We start from the raw sequence: 13,859 nt of genomic DNA on the forward strand, positions 1-13,859 counted from the left end.
ATCGCGGCAGGGACCGGCGCAGGCATCCGCCCTACCGGCCTGTATCCGGCGGCTGCCCTGCGAGGCTCAAGCCCCCGCCACCGCCTTGCCGGTCACCATGGCGCCGTCTTCGGCCGCGGCGGCTTCCATCGCCTTCCGGCGCTTGGCATCCTCCCGCTTTTGACCTTCGGTTCGGTCGTCGCCCAGCACCTGCCGCACCCGGAGCTCCTCGAGATCGAGTTCCTGCTCCAGCTTCACCAGCCCCTCCTCGTCGAGATGCCCGGACTGGTAATGCGCGATGAGCTGCTGCCGCGAGGCCTCCAGCGCCGCCAGCCGGATGCGCCGCCGTGCGACTCGCTCGGCGATCGCCGCCCCCTGGTTCGTCGCCGTCCGGTGAAGGTGCCCCGCCCGGTCGCGGAATTCGTGCACCAGGTCGGCGGCAATGGCGCCTTCCAGCGGGTCTTCCATCCGCCGCTCGATCTCGGCCAGCGCCGCCACGGCGAGCAGCCGGCGCCCTTCCGCCTCCTCCGGGTTCACCCCGTTCGGATGAGGAGGCAGCGTCACGCCGAGGCGCTGGATCACCCATTCCAGCGTCGTTCCCTGCAGCACCAGCGTCGCCAGGATGGCGGTGAAGGCAAGGAAGACGATCAGGTCGCGCTCGGGAAATTCCATCGGCAGGGCCAGCGCCGCGGCGAGGCTGACCACGCCCCGCATCCCCGCCCAGCCGATGATCGTGATGTGCCGCCAGTCCGGCATCGGGTTCCGCCGCCGCAGGGCCGGGATGCGCCGCGGAAGCCAGCTCGCGAGGAACACCCATAGGAAGCGCCCGACGATCAGCGCCAGCGCGATGCCACCGGCGATGCCGGCGAGGCTCAGCATCCCGCGCCCGGCGATCCGCTCCAGCACATGGTTGAGCTGGAGGCCGATCAGCAGGAAGACTAGGCTGTTCAGGATGAACTCGACGAAACGCCAAACCACGCTCGTCGTGACGCGCGAATTATAGCTGAAGATGGTGTGTTGCGCCCGGCCGAAGGCCAGGCCCGTCGTCACCACCGCCATGACGCCCGAGACATGCAGCGCCTCCCCCGCCAGGTAGGAGGCATAGGCGGCGAGGAAGCCCGTCGTCGTCTCCAGCATGGTGTCGTCGAGTCGGGGCAACACCCAAAGCGCGACGCGGCCCACCAGCCAGCCCACGACGATCCCGCCAAGGCCAAGCACGAGGAAGCTGGCCACCCCGCTCGCCGCGCCCAGCGTACCGCTCGCCAGCGCCGCCGCGACCGCCAGCTTGTAGAGCACGAGCGAGGAGGCGTCGTTGATGAGGCTCTCCCCCTCGAGGACGGTGACGATGCGCCGCGGCAGCCGCAGCCTTTGCAGTATGGCACCGGCGGCCACCGCATCCGGCGGCGCGACGATGGCGCCCAAGGCAAGGGCCGCCGCCCAGGGCAGCTCCGGCACCAGCCAGCGCGCCACCGCGCCGATCAGGAAGGCGGTGAAGATCACCGCCCCCACCGCCAGCAGCAGGATCGGCCCGAGATTGCTGCGGAAGGCCCGCCAATCCGTCCGGTAGGCGCTGACCTGCAGCAGCGGCGGCAGGAAGAAGGCGAGCGCGAGGTCCGGGTCCAGCCGCAGCTCCGGCACGGCGGGGATGAGCGCCAGCACCATCCCGCCCAGGACGAGAATGATGGCGTAGGGCAGGTTCAGCCGCCGCGCGAGCAGCGCGAAGCCGATGCAGGCACCGATCAGGGCCAGAAGCAGTTCGACGAGGTCCATGCCCTGCTTCTACCCGCCCAATCGGCCCGGTTGCGAGAGGGTCGCATGGCCTCCCATCTCTCCGGGGCCATGCTCGACTCCCTGCCGCCCCCGGACTCCCACCTGCTCGATGCCTATTCCCGTGCCGTGACCGCGGCGGTGGAGCGCGCCGGCCCCGCCGTGCTGCATGTTGCGGTACGCGGCCGGCGCGGACAGGGGGCCGGCTCCGGCGTCACCGTCTCGCCCGACGGGCTGGTGCTGACCAATGCCCATGTCGTCGCCGGTGCCGAGGCGGTGCAGGTGACAACCGCAGAGGGCCGCCCGATGCCCGCCCGTCTGCTCGGCGAGGATCGCGACACCGACCTTGCGCTGCTCCGCGCCGAGGCCCCGGCGGCGCTCCCTACCGCCGAGCTTGGCGATTCCGCGACGCTCCGCGTCGGTCAGCTTGCGATCGCCATCGGCAATCCGCTCGGCTTCTCCTCGACGGTGACGGCCGGGGTGGTGAGCGCCCTCGGCCGCAGCCTCGCCGGGCGCGGTGGCCGCCCCATCGAGGATCTGGTGCAGACCGATGCCGCGCTGAACCCCGGCAATTCCGGCGGTGCGCTGGTGGACAGCGCGGGCCGGGTGATCGGCATTAACACGGCGATCATCGCCGGCGCCCAGGGCCTTTGCTTCGCGGTGGCCGCCAACACGGCGCAGCTTGTGCTGGGCGAGCTGGTGCGCTTCGGCCGCGTCCGCCGCGCCAGCCTCGGCCTGACCGGCCAGCGCGAGGCCGTCCCCCGCCGCCTGGCCCGCGCCGCCGGGATCGAGCAGGACACCGGCGTCCTTGTCACCGCTCTGCAGCCCGACGGTCCTGCCGCCCACGCCGGCCTTGCCCCCGGCGACCTCATCCTCCGCATCGGCGGCAAGCCGGTGACCGGTATCGATGCGCTGCTGCGCTGGCTCACCGCCGAGCGCGTCGGCGAGCCGGCGGAGGTGCTGGTCCTCCGCCGCGGCGACCCACGCCGCTTCCGCCTCGTACCCGGGGAGCGCGGCGGCTAGCCCTTCAGCGTCTGGATCGGCTCGAACCCCTCGAACTCCGGATGGCCGAGATAGAGCGGCCGCGTTCCGCCCGCGCTGCGGTGTGCCATTCGGAAAGCCTCGGATTTCGTCCAGTCCTCGAAAGCCTCCCGGCTCGCCCAGATGGTGTGCGAGGCGTAGAGGGTGTGGTCCTCCTTCCGCGGCCCGCGCAGCAGGTGGAATTCCACGAAGCCCGGCACGGTGCTGAGCTTCGAATCGCGCGAGAGCCAGAGCTCCTCGAAATCGGCCTCGGCGCCCGGCATGACGCGGAAGCGGTTCATGGCGATGAACATCGGCCTCGTTTCCCTACTCAGTGGCTGAAGCGCCGCGTGCCGCCATCCACATGGATGACCTGCCCGGTGATGTAGCGCGCCAGCGGCGAGGCAAGGAAGACGGCGAGCACCGCCAGATCCTCCGGCTGGCCAATATAGCCCGCCGGCACCTCCCGCTCCGCCCAGGCGCGCCGGGATTCCTCCGTCGGCATCACCCGCAGGTCGATCTGCTCGGAGCGCAAGCGACCGGGCGGGATGGAGTTCACAGTGATCCCGTCCCGCCCCACCTGCCGGGACAATGCCTTGGCCCAGATATGCGTGGCGCCGTTCGGCGCGTTGGCCGGGTTCACGTTGTGCGGCTCGTCCTGCCCGGTGAGGTTGATGATGCGCCCGAAGCCGGCCGCCTGCATGGCCGGCACCAGCGCATGGGAGAGGCGCCGGGCGGCGTGGAAGTTGAGCTCCATCGCCTCCTGCCACACCGCGTCGTCACCGAGTTCGCCCGCCGGCTGCGGCCGGCTGCCGCCAGCATTGTTGACCAGGATGTCGCAGCGTCCGAACCGCCCGAGCACCGCATCGCGGATGCGCGGCGCCGCCGTCGCATCCGTCACGTCCTCGGTGAGGAGAAGCGGCTCTGCCGTTGCCGGCAACTCCGCGGCCAGGCTTTCCAGCAGCGCCCGCCGCCGGGCCAGGATGGCGAGCCGGCATCCTTCCTTCGCCAGCATCGCCGCGATGCAGCGCCCCAGCCCCGCCGAGGCGCCGGTGACGAGGGCGACATGCCCGGCCAATTGCAGATCCATCGCTCGTCCCTTTTCGCATCCCGGCCGGAGCCTGCGTCCCCGGCGCGCAAAAGAAAAGCCGCCCCAGTCTCCTGGGGCGGCTTCGGCAGGGGGCGGGCAGGGCGGTCAGCCGGTGAGGGCGGCTTCCTTGCCCTTCCGCAGGTTCGGCAGCAGCATGGCGGCCAGGGCGATGGCTCCGATGGCCAGCATGCTGGCGCTGATCGGACGTTCGATGAACACCATGACGTCGCCGCGCGAGAGCAGCATGGCGCGCCGCAGATGCTCTTCCATCATCGGGCCAAGCACAAAGCCGATCAGCATCGGCGCCGGCTCCAGCTTCAGTTTGTTGCACATGTAGCCGAACACGGCGAAAATGATGGTCGAGTACACGTCGAAGACGTTGTTGTTCACGCTGTAGGCGCCGATGCAGCAGAACACCAGGATCGCCGGATAGAGGAACTTGTAGGGAACCTGAAGCAGCTTCACCCACATGCCGATCATCGGGAGGTTGATGATCAGCAGCATCACATTGCCGATCCACATCGAGGCGATGAGGCCCCAGAACAGGTCGGGCTGGGCCTCTACCATCCGCGGGCCGGGCTGGATGCCCTGGATGATCAGCGCGCCGACCATGAGCGCCATGACAGCATTGGCCGGGATGCCCAAGGTCAGCAGCGGGATGAAGCTCGTCTGCGCCGCCGCGTTGTTGGCCGCCTCGGGTCCGGCCACGCCCTCGATGGCGCCGGTGCCGAAGAGGTGCCGGTTCTTCGAAACCTTCCGCTCCATCATGTAGGAGCCGAAGGACGACAGGGCCGCGCCGCCGCCAGGTAGGATGCCGAGCACCGTGCCGACCATGGTGCCGCGCAGGGTCGAGGGCGTGGCGCGACGGAGTTCTTCGCGCGTCAGCCAGAGGCTGCCGACCTCGGTCTTGAGGACGCTGCGGGCCTCAGGCTTCTCGAGGTTGAGAATGATCTCGGCGATGCCGAACATGCCCATCGCCAATGCGACGAAGCTGATGCCGTCGGAGAGTTCGGGGATGCCGAAGGTGAAGCGTTGCTGGCCGGTCTGCACGTCGGTGCCGACCAGCCCGAGGGCGACGCCGAACACCACCATCCCGATCGACTTCACGACGGAGCCCTGGGCAAGGACGGCCGAGATGATGAGGCCGAGCAGCATGAGCGAGAAGTAATCCGCGGGCCCGAAGGACAGCGCCACCGATGTCAGCAACGGCCCCGACCCGGCGACCACGATGGTGGCTACCGTGCCGGCAAAGAAGGAGGACAGCGCCGAGGTGGCCAGCGCCGCGCCCGCCCGGCCGTTCCGGGCCATCTTGTAGCCCTCAAGCGTGGTCACGACCGAACTGATTTCACCAGGCAGGTTCAGCAGGATCGCCGTGGTCGATCCGCCATACTGGGCGCCGTAATAGATGCCTGCCAGCATGATGATGGCCGTGGTTGCCGGCTGGCCGAAGGTGATCGGCAGCAGCAGCGAGATGGTGGCGACGGGCCCGATGCCCGGCAGCACGCCGATGGCGGTGCCGATCAGGGCGCCGATCAGCGCGAACAGCAGGTTGTTGACGCTGAGCGCGACGCTGAAGCCGTGCGCCAGATTACCTAGGATGTCCATGACCGTTGCGTGTCCCTTCCCGGCTTCTGGTCAGTATTGAAGCGGCCAGACGGCCACGCGGATGTCGAGCTGCTTGATGAAGATCCACCAGCACATCGCCAGCAGAAAGATCGTGATGCCAAGCACGCCGAGCGGCCGCGCGCGGTGCTCGGGCTCGGCCAGGCAGGCGATGCCGATGGTCGCGGCCAGCGACAGCATCAGCCCACCTTTTTCAAGCAGGAGGCAGAAGGCGCACATCGCCGCGCAGATGAAGGCCAGGAGCCGCCAGCCGGCTGCATAAGCGAGGACCAGGAACCCCGCGAGCATGCCGAGGCCGAGCGAACCGTACGAGCTTTCGAAGAACGAGCTGAGATAGGGCGCGGCCAACCCGACGGCGGTGCCGACGATGATCGAGATGATCAGCATCGAGGCGTCGAGCCCGGTCCACTTCTCCAGCGGATCCGGACCGTTGAAGAAGGCCAGCGCGAGCACGATGGTGCCGAGGCCCATCTGGGCCCAGAACACGAGCATGGGCATGTAGCCCGGGCCCATGCGTCGGGCACTGCCGAGCGAGTGGTCGCCGTTCAGCCAGAGTCCCGTGGCAGCGATCAGGATGAGCAACACCCCTGAAGCAACATCCTTGGCATTGATTTTCATGCGGCGACCCTTCCCGGCTCCCAACCTGCCGGGACTGGCCCGGCATTACCCCAACTTGAATCGTGCAACGACAACCCTACCGGACGCTCCCGGTCAAGCCGGGTCGCCCTGCAATTCCCTGCCTCGCGCTACTCGACGCGGGCGCCGGATGCCTGCACGATCGGCGCCCATCGCGCCACCTCCCCGGCGATGAACTCCGCGTAGGCGGCAGGCGAAAGCGGGCTCACAAGACCGCCAAGCTCGGCGAAGCGCCGCTGTGTGGCCGGCTCCGCCAGCACGGCATTGATCTCCCGGTTCAGCCTCCCGGTCACCGCCGGCGGCAGGCCGGCCGGGCCGGAGATGCCGAACCAGGAATTGCTGACGAGATCGACACCTTGCTCGCGGAAGGTCGGCAGCGCTGGGAAGCCCGGATGCCGCGCCGCCGACGCCACCGCCATGCCGCGCACCGCGCCCCCACGGAGATGGCCCGACGCGCTCGGCAGGCTGTCCGACATCATCGGCACCACATCGGCGATGACATCCGTCATGGCCGGCCCGGCACCGCGATAGGGAACATGGTTCACCCGCGCCCCGGTCACCTGGCCGAACTGCACGATGAGGAGATGGTTGGAGGAGCCCGAGCCTGATGAGGCGACGTCAAGTCCCCTTGGCTGCTCACGCGACAGCCGCACCACCTCGGCGAGGCCGCGCGGTGCGAAGTGCGGGTTGGCGACGAAGACCGAGGGCGTCTCGATCAGCAGGGCGATATGGGTGAAGTCGCGCAGGGGATGGTAGCGCAGTTCGCGATAGAGCGAGGGCGCGATGGCATGGCTGGCGATGTTGGAGACGACGAGGGTGAGCCCGTCCGGCGCCGCCTGCGCCACCTGTGCGGCACCGAGCGTCGATCCCGCCCCCGGCTTGTTCTCGACGACAACCGGCTGACCGAGCCGGGCACCCAGCCCCTGGGCGACGAGCCGCGCGGCGAGGTCGGTGGTGCCGCCCGGGGCGAAAGGCACGACCAGGCGGATCGGCTGAGCCGGCCACGAGGTTTCGGCGTGCGCGATCGCGGGCAGCGCCGCGATGACGGCGCCGCCGGCGAGCCAGGCTCGGCGCGGCAGCATCCCGGGCGTCTCCTCCCTTTGGATCGCGCTGCGTATCGCATGACGAGAGGATGGCGGGCAAGCCACGCATCCTGTGCTGCACTGCGGCAAAATCCTCGCCACGGCTTGCGGCAGCGCCACTTTGCCCCGATCCTCGACGCACGCTTCCCGACAGGATCCTCGCCATGGCCGCCTCACCCCGCCCCAACGATCCCGAGACCGCGATCCGGGAGGCGGTCGCGGCGCTGGAGCCACGGCTGCTCGAGATCCGGCGCGACATCCATGCTCATCCCGAACTTGCCTTCGAGGAGGTGCGCACCAGCGGCATCGTCGCTGCGGAACTTGCCCGCATGGGCATCGCGCACCGAACCGGCATCGGGCGCACCGGCGTGGTCGGCGTGATCGAGGGGGGCCGCCCCGGCCCGACGCTCGCCATCCGCGCCGACATGGATGCCCTGCCGATCCACGAGATGACCGGCTTGCCGTTCGCCAGCACGGTCGATGGAAAGATGCATGCCTGCGGCCATGACATCCACACGACGACGCTGCTCGGTGCCGCGGAAGTCCTGAAGGACATGGCCCCGCAGCTCGCCGGCCGCGTCGTCCTCGTCTTCCAGCCGGCCGAGGAGGCGCTCGGCGGCGCCGCCGAGATGGTGAAGGACGGCGTGCTGGACGGCGTCGACATGGCGCTCGGCTTCCACAACCATCCAGACATGCCGGCCGGCCAGTTCGGCTACTGCCGCGGCTCGACGCTGGCGGCCGCCGACCGCTTCGACCTCGTCATCCAGGGCAAGTCGGGCCATGCCGCTCATCCGGACAAGGCCGTCGATCCGATCGTCGCCGCCAGCGCCTTCATCGCGCAGGCGCAGACCGTCATCAGCCGCGAGCTCGACCCGCTGATGCCGGGCGTCGTCACCATCGGCATGATCCATGGCGGCACCGCGCCCAACATCATCCCGGAGACGGTGGAGCTGCGCGGCACCGTCCGCACCTTGCATCATGCGGCGCGTGATGTCGCGGAGGCCGGGCTGAAGCGCCTCGCGGCCGGGCTTGAGGCCATGCATCGCGTCCAATGCACGCTGAGCTATCGCCGCGGCGTGCCGCCCCTGGTCAATGCCGACAGCGTGCTCGACCCGGCCATCGCCTCCGTCCGCCGCCAGTTCGGCGATGTCGTGGTTGAGGGCCGCCCCAGCATGGGCGCCGAGGATTTCGCCGAGTTCGCCGAGCGCGTCCCGGCCTTCCAGCTCCGCATCGGCAGCGGCGCGCCCGGCCGGCACGATCATCTGCACAATGACCGCTACCAGCCCGACGAGCGTTGCATCGGCCTCGGCGCCCAGGCGCTGACCCGCATCGCGCTGGACATGCTGGCGTGACCCACCGCATCGCCGAGCTGGCGGCGCCCGAAGTCGCCGAGCGGCTGGGGCAGGGGGCCTGCGCCATCCTGCCCATGGGCAGCCTCGAGACCCATGGGCCTCAGGCGCCAATGGGCGACTTCCTGCTCGCCGAGGCGCTGGCCGACCGCATCGCCGCCGGAACCGGCTCGCTGGTCCTCCCCTCCATCCCCTTCGGTGGCGAGGACTACTTCGGCATGGTCCCCGGCGGCATCGTGCTCACCCCCGGCCTGCTCCAGGCGGTGGTGGAGGAGGTCTGCGGCAACCTGATCCGTACCGGCTGCCGCCGCATCCTCATCCTCAACGGCCATGCCGGTTCCATCGCGCCGGTCGATGCCGCCACGCGCGGCCTCCGCCGCAGGCATGGGGTGGTGATCCCCACGCTGCATCTCTGGCGCATAGCCGGCGCGCTCCATGCCGAGCTCGGCGGCAGCACGGCGAGCCTTGGCCATGGCGGCGACCCGGTCTGGTCCGTCGCCCTGCATCTCCGCCCCGATCTCTGCCAGCCAGAGCGCGCCCGCGCCCGGCAGCCGGCGGGCACCGTCCTCGGCCAGCCCATCGCCAGTTTCGGCACGATCCGCCTGGCCGGCGTCGAGGTCGCGGTGCCGACCGAGGTGGAGGAGGTCGCTCCCGGCGGCGTCGCCTGCGCCGACAGCCGCCCCGGCAATGCCGGGCACGGCGCCCGCCTTGGCGCTAGGCTGGTCGAGGCCGGCATCGCCGCCGTCGCTGCGCTCAAGGACGCCAGGGCGTGAAGGTCTGCGTCTTCGGCGCCGGCGCCATCGGCGGCCATGTCGCCGCCCGCCTGGCCAAGGGCGGCGCCGATGTCTCGGTCGTCGCCCGCGGTGCCAACCTCGCCGCCATCGAGGCACGCGGCCTCACCGTCCACGCCCCGGACGGCACGCTCCATTGTCGCCCCCGCGCCAGCGCCGACCCGGCCTCGCTCGGCCCGCAGGATGCGGTGGTCGTCACCACCAAGGCTCCCGCCCTGCCGAGCGTCGCCGCCGCCATCGCCCCGCTGCTCGGGCCGGAGACGCCGGTCGCCTTCGTCATGAACGGCATCCCCTGGTGGTACAATGACGCAACGGCGCGGGATGGGCAGACGCTGCCGGCCCTCGACCCGGGCGACGCGCTCCGCCAAGCCATCGGCATCCCGCGCACCATCGGGGGCGTGGTCTACTCCGCCTGCGAGGTCACCGAGCCCGGCGTCGTCGAGGTCGAGACCAGCGACGGCCGCGTCATCTTCGGCGAGGTCGATGGCCGCATCTCGCCGCGCGCCCAGGCCCTTTCCGCCGCCATCGCCGCCGGCGGCCTGCCCTCGCCGGTGGTGCCCGACATCCGCCAGGCGGTCTGGCAAAAGCTGCTCGGCAACCTCGTCAGCGGCCCGCTCTGCATTCTGACGCGCTCCTGCATGCAGGACACGCTGCTGAGCCCCGAGACGCGGGAGACGGCCATTCGCATGGCCGAGGAGGTCACCGCCATCGCCGCCGCCGAGGGTTGGCCCATCCCCGGCGACGCACCCGCTGCGCGCATCGCCCGTTCGGCCAGGCTTCGCCACAAGCCTTCCATCCTGCAGGACCTCGAGGCCGGGCGGATGATGGAGGTGGAGGCAATGCTCCGCGCGCCCCTGCGGATCGCCCGTGAGGCCGGTGTCGCGGTGCCGACTCTCGCCCTGATGGTGGCGCTGGCGACCCGCGCCGCCATCGCCGCCGGGCTCTACACCCCGACCGAGGACGCTGCATGAGGATCTGCATCTACGGGCCCGGCGCCATCGGCGGGCATCTCGCCGGCCGGCTGGCCGAAGGCGGCGCTGAGGTCTCGGTCGTCGCCCGCGGCGCCCAGCTTGCCGCCATCCGGGAGCGCGGCCTGACCGTCCGCCTGCCGGACCGCACGATCGAATGCCGCCCGACGGCCGCTGCCGACCCGGCCGATCTGGGACCGCAGGATGCCGTCGTCGTCTGCACCAAGGTCCCGGCCCTGGCCGGCGTCGCCCGCGCCATCGCCCCGCTGCTCGGGCCGGAGACGCCGGTCGCCTTCGTCACCAACGGCATCCCCTGGTGGTACTTCGCCCATCATGGCGGGCCGGAGGAGGGCCAGCGCGTGCCTGAGGCCGATCCGGGCGATGTGGTCTGGAAGGCCATCGGCCCGGCGCGGGCCATCGGCGGCGTGGTCTATTCCGCCTGCTCCGTACCGGAGCCCGGCGTCATCGAGGTCACCAGCAAGTCGAGCAAGCTGATCCTCGGCGAGCCGGACGGTTCCCGCAGCCCACGCGCCATGGCGCTGGCCGGCGCCTTCAAGCAGGGCGGCCTGCCCTGCAGCGTCGCCGGGGACATCCGCACCGATGTCTGGGCCAAGCTGCTGAACAACCTCTCCAACGGCCCCTTCTGCATCCTCACCCGCCGCAACATGCAGGACACCTTCCGCGATGCCACCGTCCGCACCGCGGCGGTCGAGGTGGTGAAGGAGGGCCTCGCCATCGCCGCCGCCATGGGCCGCCCGGTCGGCGGCGCGGCGGAGGAGAGGATCAATCTCTCGGCCGACATCCCGCACAAGCCTTCCATCCTGCAGGACCTTGAGGCGGGCCGGCCGATGGAGGTGGATGCGCTGTTCCAGGCGCCGCTCCGCCTGGCCCGGGAGCGTGGCGTGCCGGCGCCGACGCTGGAGCTGATCGTCGCCATGGCGGCCCAGGCCGCCGAAGCCGCCGGCCTCTACCGCCAGGAGGGGTGAGATGGACAACCTGATCGACCACGTCGTCATCGATGTCCGCGACCGCATGGCGGAGGGCGCGGAGGCCTGGCGCCGCCTCGGCTTCCAGCTCACGCCGATGGGCAAGCACAGCCTCGGCTCCGCCAACCACCTGGCGATCCTTGGCCGCGACTACCTCGAATTGCTCGGCACCGACGTGCCGGGCGGCGCGCTTCGCCCCGATATCGCGCCCTATCCTGTCGGGCTGAACGGCCTGGTCTTCCGCACCGGCGATGCCGAGGCGCTGGCCGCCGCCCAGCAGGCCCGCGGCGTCCCGATCGGGCCCGCTCAGGCCTTCCACCGCCCCGCCGACCTGCCCGACGGCACCCGGCAGGACGCCAGGTTCCGCACCGCCCGCCTTGACCGCGCCGCCGCCTTCGACGGACGCCTCTACTGGTGCGAGCATCTGACGCCGGAGCATGTCTGGCGCCCGGAATGGCAGTCCCACTCCAATGGCGCGCTCGGCGTCGCCCGCATCCTGCTCTCGGTGCGGGACCCGGAGCGTCAAGCAGCGCTCTTCCGCCGCATCTTCGGCACCGCGGCGGTGACGGAGGGCCCCGGCGGCCGGGCCATCCTCCAGGCCGGCGAAGCGGAGGTCGAATTCGCCCCGCATGCCGCCGTCGCCGCCGAACTGGGCGAGGCGGCACCGGACCCGGCCGGCCGCGGCGACCACATGGCACTGCTTGGTGTCAGCATCCGCTCGTTGCCGGAGACGGCTGCGGCGCTTCGTATCAATGCCGTACACTTCACGGAGGCGCCCGGCCTGCTCCGCATCCCGGCCCGCGAGGCAATGAACACGGCGCTCGACTTCATGGCATGAGGGCGCGGGGCAGCGCCGTCTGCCCGAGCACCCAGCCCTCCCAGCTCCGGATCCAGGGGTCGTCGGGGATGAAGTCGGGCCGTGCCCCGTCCAGCACTCCGATCAACCCGAGCAGGCCGATCACCGAGTCGAAGCGGTCCTCCCCGGTCGCATCCGCTCCGAACCCATCCGCGATGGCGGCCACGAGCGCCGGCTCGGCCACTACCCGCCGCGCCGCCAGCGCGGCGTGCAGGGCAAGGGCCAAGGCCCGCCGCGGCCCCTGCACCCGCTTGCTGCCGGCGAGGCGCAACCCGCATTGCCGCAGCGCCTCGGCCGGATAGGCTTCGGCCAGCACCGCCCGCCCTGGCGCCAGCAAATCCGCCAAGCTGCCTTCGAAGGGCCAGAGCCGCACCGGTGCCCCCGCGCCGAGCGCCGGCACCAGCCAGTCTCGCCAGGCACCGATGGCCGCCTTGCCCGACTGGTTCGCCCCAAGCGTCCAGAAGACCGGCGCTCCCGCCGGCCGCTCCGCCGTCGCCCGGTCGCACCAGCGCGACAGCCCCTCCGGCCCATCGAAGCCGAGGGCCGACGCATGCGCCGCCCGCGTCATCCCCTTGACGCCACGCGCCGGATAGAAGGGCCGCTCCGGCGAGACCGTCTCCAGCCCCGCACTCACTTCGAAGAAGCTAGGCCGTGCCGCCAATTCGCGCAGGAACTGGGGAAAACCTGCCTCCGCGCGCTCCGCCGCATAGGCCCGCGGCAGGCCGAGCGGCAGGTCGAGCCCCAGCGCCACCGCCCGACCCGGCCCGATCAGTCCCTCCACCAGCCCCTCCAACGGCCCGACCGGCCGTGGTGCGGCCATGCGCCAGCCTTCTCCTTCGCGCTCGGCCACCGATATCCAGCGCTTGCGCGGATCGATGCTCCAATCGGCATGGGCGGCGATCACGCCATGGGAGCGTGGGTCATGCAGGAGTACAGCACCGGATCGAAGTGGTTCCATTGGATCACCGTGGCGCTGCTGGCCCTTGCCTGGCCGGTCGGCTTCGTCATCAGCTATATCAAGGAAGACGCGAAGACCGCCTTCTACACCGTTCATGAATCAGCCGGTTTGCTGATCCTCTTGGTCGTCCTCGCCCGTCTCGCCTGGCGTCTGCGCTACCCGCCACCCCCGCTGCCGGACCATGTGCCCCGGCCGCTGCGCCGGGCAGCGGCCGGGGTGCACCATTCGCTCTATGCCCTGCTGGTCCTGCAGCCCATCCTCGGCTTCATCGCCACCAACGCCTGGGGCTTCCCGCTGCGTGGCGACAGCGCCTTCCTCGGCATCATCGACCTGCCGAAATTCATGGAGGCGAACGAGGCGCTCGCTGGCGCGGTGCAGCTTGCGCATCGGATTGGCGGTTATGCGATCCTGGCGTTGCTTGTCTTCCATATCGGCGGGGTGATCTTTCACCAAGCCATCCGCCGTGACGGCATCCTGCAGCGAATGGTCGGCGGTCCAACCTAAAGCGGCTTCTGAGCCCGCTCCATCAACCGACTGAAGAAACCCGTTTTCTTCGCTGGCTGCGCGGTCTCCACCGCCTTGGCTGCAACGGCGCGCTCGGCCTCGGCTTCCTTGGCCTTGAGCGCCAGCCACTTCTCCACGCTCATCCCCGCCTTCGCCGCACGCTTCGCCTCGTAGGCGCGCTGGCCTTCGGTCATCTTCCGCTGGTCCACGGTCCAACCCCATACTGGCCCTGAATGCCGGAGATGTGGCT

General features: G+C 70.6%; 15 protein-coding genes. 7 read left to right on the forward strand and 8 right to left on the reverse strand.

Annotated features, from left to right (window positions below):
- Nucleotides 1–66 precede the first annotated feature (66 nt).
- Nucleotides 67–1,749: a Na+/H+ antiporter gene (locus tag JMJ56_RS05175; RefSeq protein WP_202830506.1), complete on the reverse strand. Its 1,683-nt coding sequence runs from the start codon at nt 1,747–1,749 to the stop codon at nt 67–69.
- 45 nt (nt 1,750–1,794) lie between these two features.
- Between JMJ56_RS05175 and JMJ56_RS05180 the strand changes: the two genes are divergently transcribed.
- The gene (locus JMJ56_RS05180) at nt 1,795–2,769 is read left to right on the forward strand and encodes a S1C family serine protease (RefSeq protein ID WP_202830507.1); all 975 of its coding nucleotides are present in this window, start codon (nt 1,795–1,797) and stop codon (nt 2,767–2,769) included.
- On the opposite strand, the gene JMJ56_RS05185 is transcribed toward JMJ56_RS05180, so the two are convergent.
- The 5 genes from JMJ56_RS05185 to JMJ56_RS05205 form a co-directional block, all read right to left on the reverse strand.
- On the reverse strand, nt 2,766–3,080 hold the full coding sequence (locus tag JMJ56_RS05185; protein WP_202830508.1) for an antibiotic biosynthesis monooxygenase family protein: 315 nt from the start codon (nt 3,078–3,080) through the stop codon (nt 2,766–2,768). The two genes, JMJ56_RS05180 and JMJ56_RS05185, sit on opposite strands and share 4 nt — an antisense overlap.
- A gap of 17 nt (nt 3,081–3,097) precedes the next feature.
- Nucleotides 3,098–3,856 (reverse strand): SDR family NAD(P)-dependent oxidoreductase, encoded by a 759-nt coding sequence (locus JMJ56_RS05190; RefSeq protein ID WP_202830509.1) that lies wholly within the window; start codon nt 3,854–3,856, stop codon nt 3,098–3,100.
- A gap of 105 nt (nt 3,857–3,961) precedes the next feature.
- Nucleotides 3,962–5,461, reverse strand: a complete 1,500-nt coding sequence (locus tag JMJ56_RS05195; protein WP_202830510.1) for a tripartite tricarboxylate transporter permease — start codon at nt 5,459–5,461, stop codon at nt 3,962–3,964.
- Nucleotides 5,462–5,491: 30 nt separating this feature from the next.
- Complete coding sequence (locus JMJ56_RS05200) at nt 5,492–6,097, reverse strand: tripartite tricarboxylate transporter TctB family protein (RefSeq protein ID WP_202830511.1); 606 nt, start codon at nt 6,095–6,097, stop codon at nt 5,492–5,494.
- 128 nt (nt 6,098–6,225) lie between these two features.
- Nucleotides 6,226–7,197 carry a Bug family tripartite tricarboxylate transporter substrate binding protein gene (locus JMJ56_RS05205; protein WP_202830512.1) on the reverse strand — a complete coding sequence of 324 codons (972 nt, stop codon included), beginning with the start codon at nt 7,195–7,197 and terminating at the stop codon, nt 6,226–6,228.
- Nucleotides 7,198–7,361: 164 nt separating this feature from the next.
- Here JMJ56_RS05205 and JMJ56_RS05210 point away from each other — a divergent pair, with 164 nt between their 5' ends.
- From JMJ56_RS05210 to JMJ56_RS05230, 5 genes are read left to right on the forward strand one after another with little or no spacing between them, the layout of a single operon-like run.
- Nucleotides 7,362–8,549 carry a M20 metallopeptidase family protein gene (locus tag JMJ56_RS05210; protein WP_202830513.1) on the forward strand — a complete coding sequence of 396 codons (1,188 nt, stop codon included), beginning with the start codon at nt 7,362–7,364 and terminating at the stop codon, nt 8,547–8,549.
- Nucleotides 8,546–9,319, forward strand: coding sequence for a creatininase family protein (locus JMJ56_RS05215; RefSeq protein ID WP_202830514.1), 774 nt, complete (start codon nt 8,546–8,548; stop codon nt 9,317–9,319). Before JMJ56_RS05210 ends, JMJ56_RS05215 begins: the two co-directional genes overlap by 4 nt.
- Nucleotides 9,316–10,308 carry a ketopantoate reductase family protein gene (locus JMJ56_RS05220; RefSeq protein ID WP_202830515.1) on the forward strand — a complete coding sequence of 331 codons (993 nt, stop codon included), beginning with the start codon at nt 9,316–9,318 and terminating at the stop codon, nt 10,306–10,308. Before JMJ56_RS05215 ends, JMJ56_RS05220 begins: the two co-directional genes overlap by 4 nt.
- Nucleotides 10,305–11,291 carry a ketopantoate reductase family protein gene (locus JMJ56_RS05225; protein ID WP_202830516.1) on the forward strand — a complete coding sequence of 329 codons (987 nt, stop codon included), beginning with the start codon at nt 10,305–10,307 and terminating at the stop codon, nt 11,289–11,291. Before JMJ56_RS05220 ends, JMJ56_RS05225 begins: the two co-directional genes overlap by 4 nt.
- 1 nt (nt 11,292) lies before the next feature.
- Nucleotides 11,293–12,129 (forward strand): VOC family protein, encoded by an 837-nt coding sequence (locus JMJ56_RS05230; RefSeq protein WP_202830517.1) that lies wholly within the window; start codon nt 11,293–11,295, stop codon nt 12,127–12,129.
- Here the strand turns inward: JMJ56_RS05230 and JMJ56_RS05235 are convergent.
- Nucleotides 12,119–12,967 carry a hypothetical protein gene (locus JMJ56_RS05235; protein ID WP_236037413.1) on the reverse strand — a complete coding sequence of 283 codons (849 nt, stop codon included), beginning with the start codon at nt 12,965–12,967 and terminating at the stop codon, nt 12,119–12,121. The genes JMJ56_RS05230 and JMJ56_RS05235 overlap by 11 nt on opposite strands.
- A 102-nt stretch (nt 12,968–13,069) precedes the next feature.
- On the opposite strand from JMJ56_RS05235, the gene JMJ56_RS05240 reads away from it, so the two are divergent.
- A complete protein-coding gene (locus JMJ56_RS05240; protein ID WP_202830519.1) occupies nt 13,070–13,609 on the forward strand; it encodes a cytochrome b in 540 nt (179 codons plus the stop codon).
- Here the strand turns inward: JMJ56_RS05240 and JMJ56_RS05245 are convergent.
- Complete coding sequence (locus JMJ56_RS05245; protein ID WP_202830520.1) at nt 13,606–13,803, reverse strand: hypothetical protein; 198 nt, start codon at nt 13,801–13,803, stop codon at nt 13,606–13,608. The two genes, JMJ56_RS05240 and JMJ56_RS05245, sit on opposite strands and share 4 nt — an antisense overlap.
- Between the last annotated feature and the right edge of the window lie 56 nt (nt 13,804–13,859).

Source organism: Belnapia arida (assembly GCF_016773205.1).
Lineage (GTDB): Bacteria > Pseudomonadota > Alphaproteobacteria > Acetobacterales > Acetobacteraceae > Belnapia > Belnapia arida.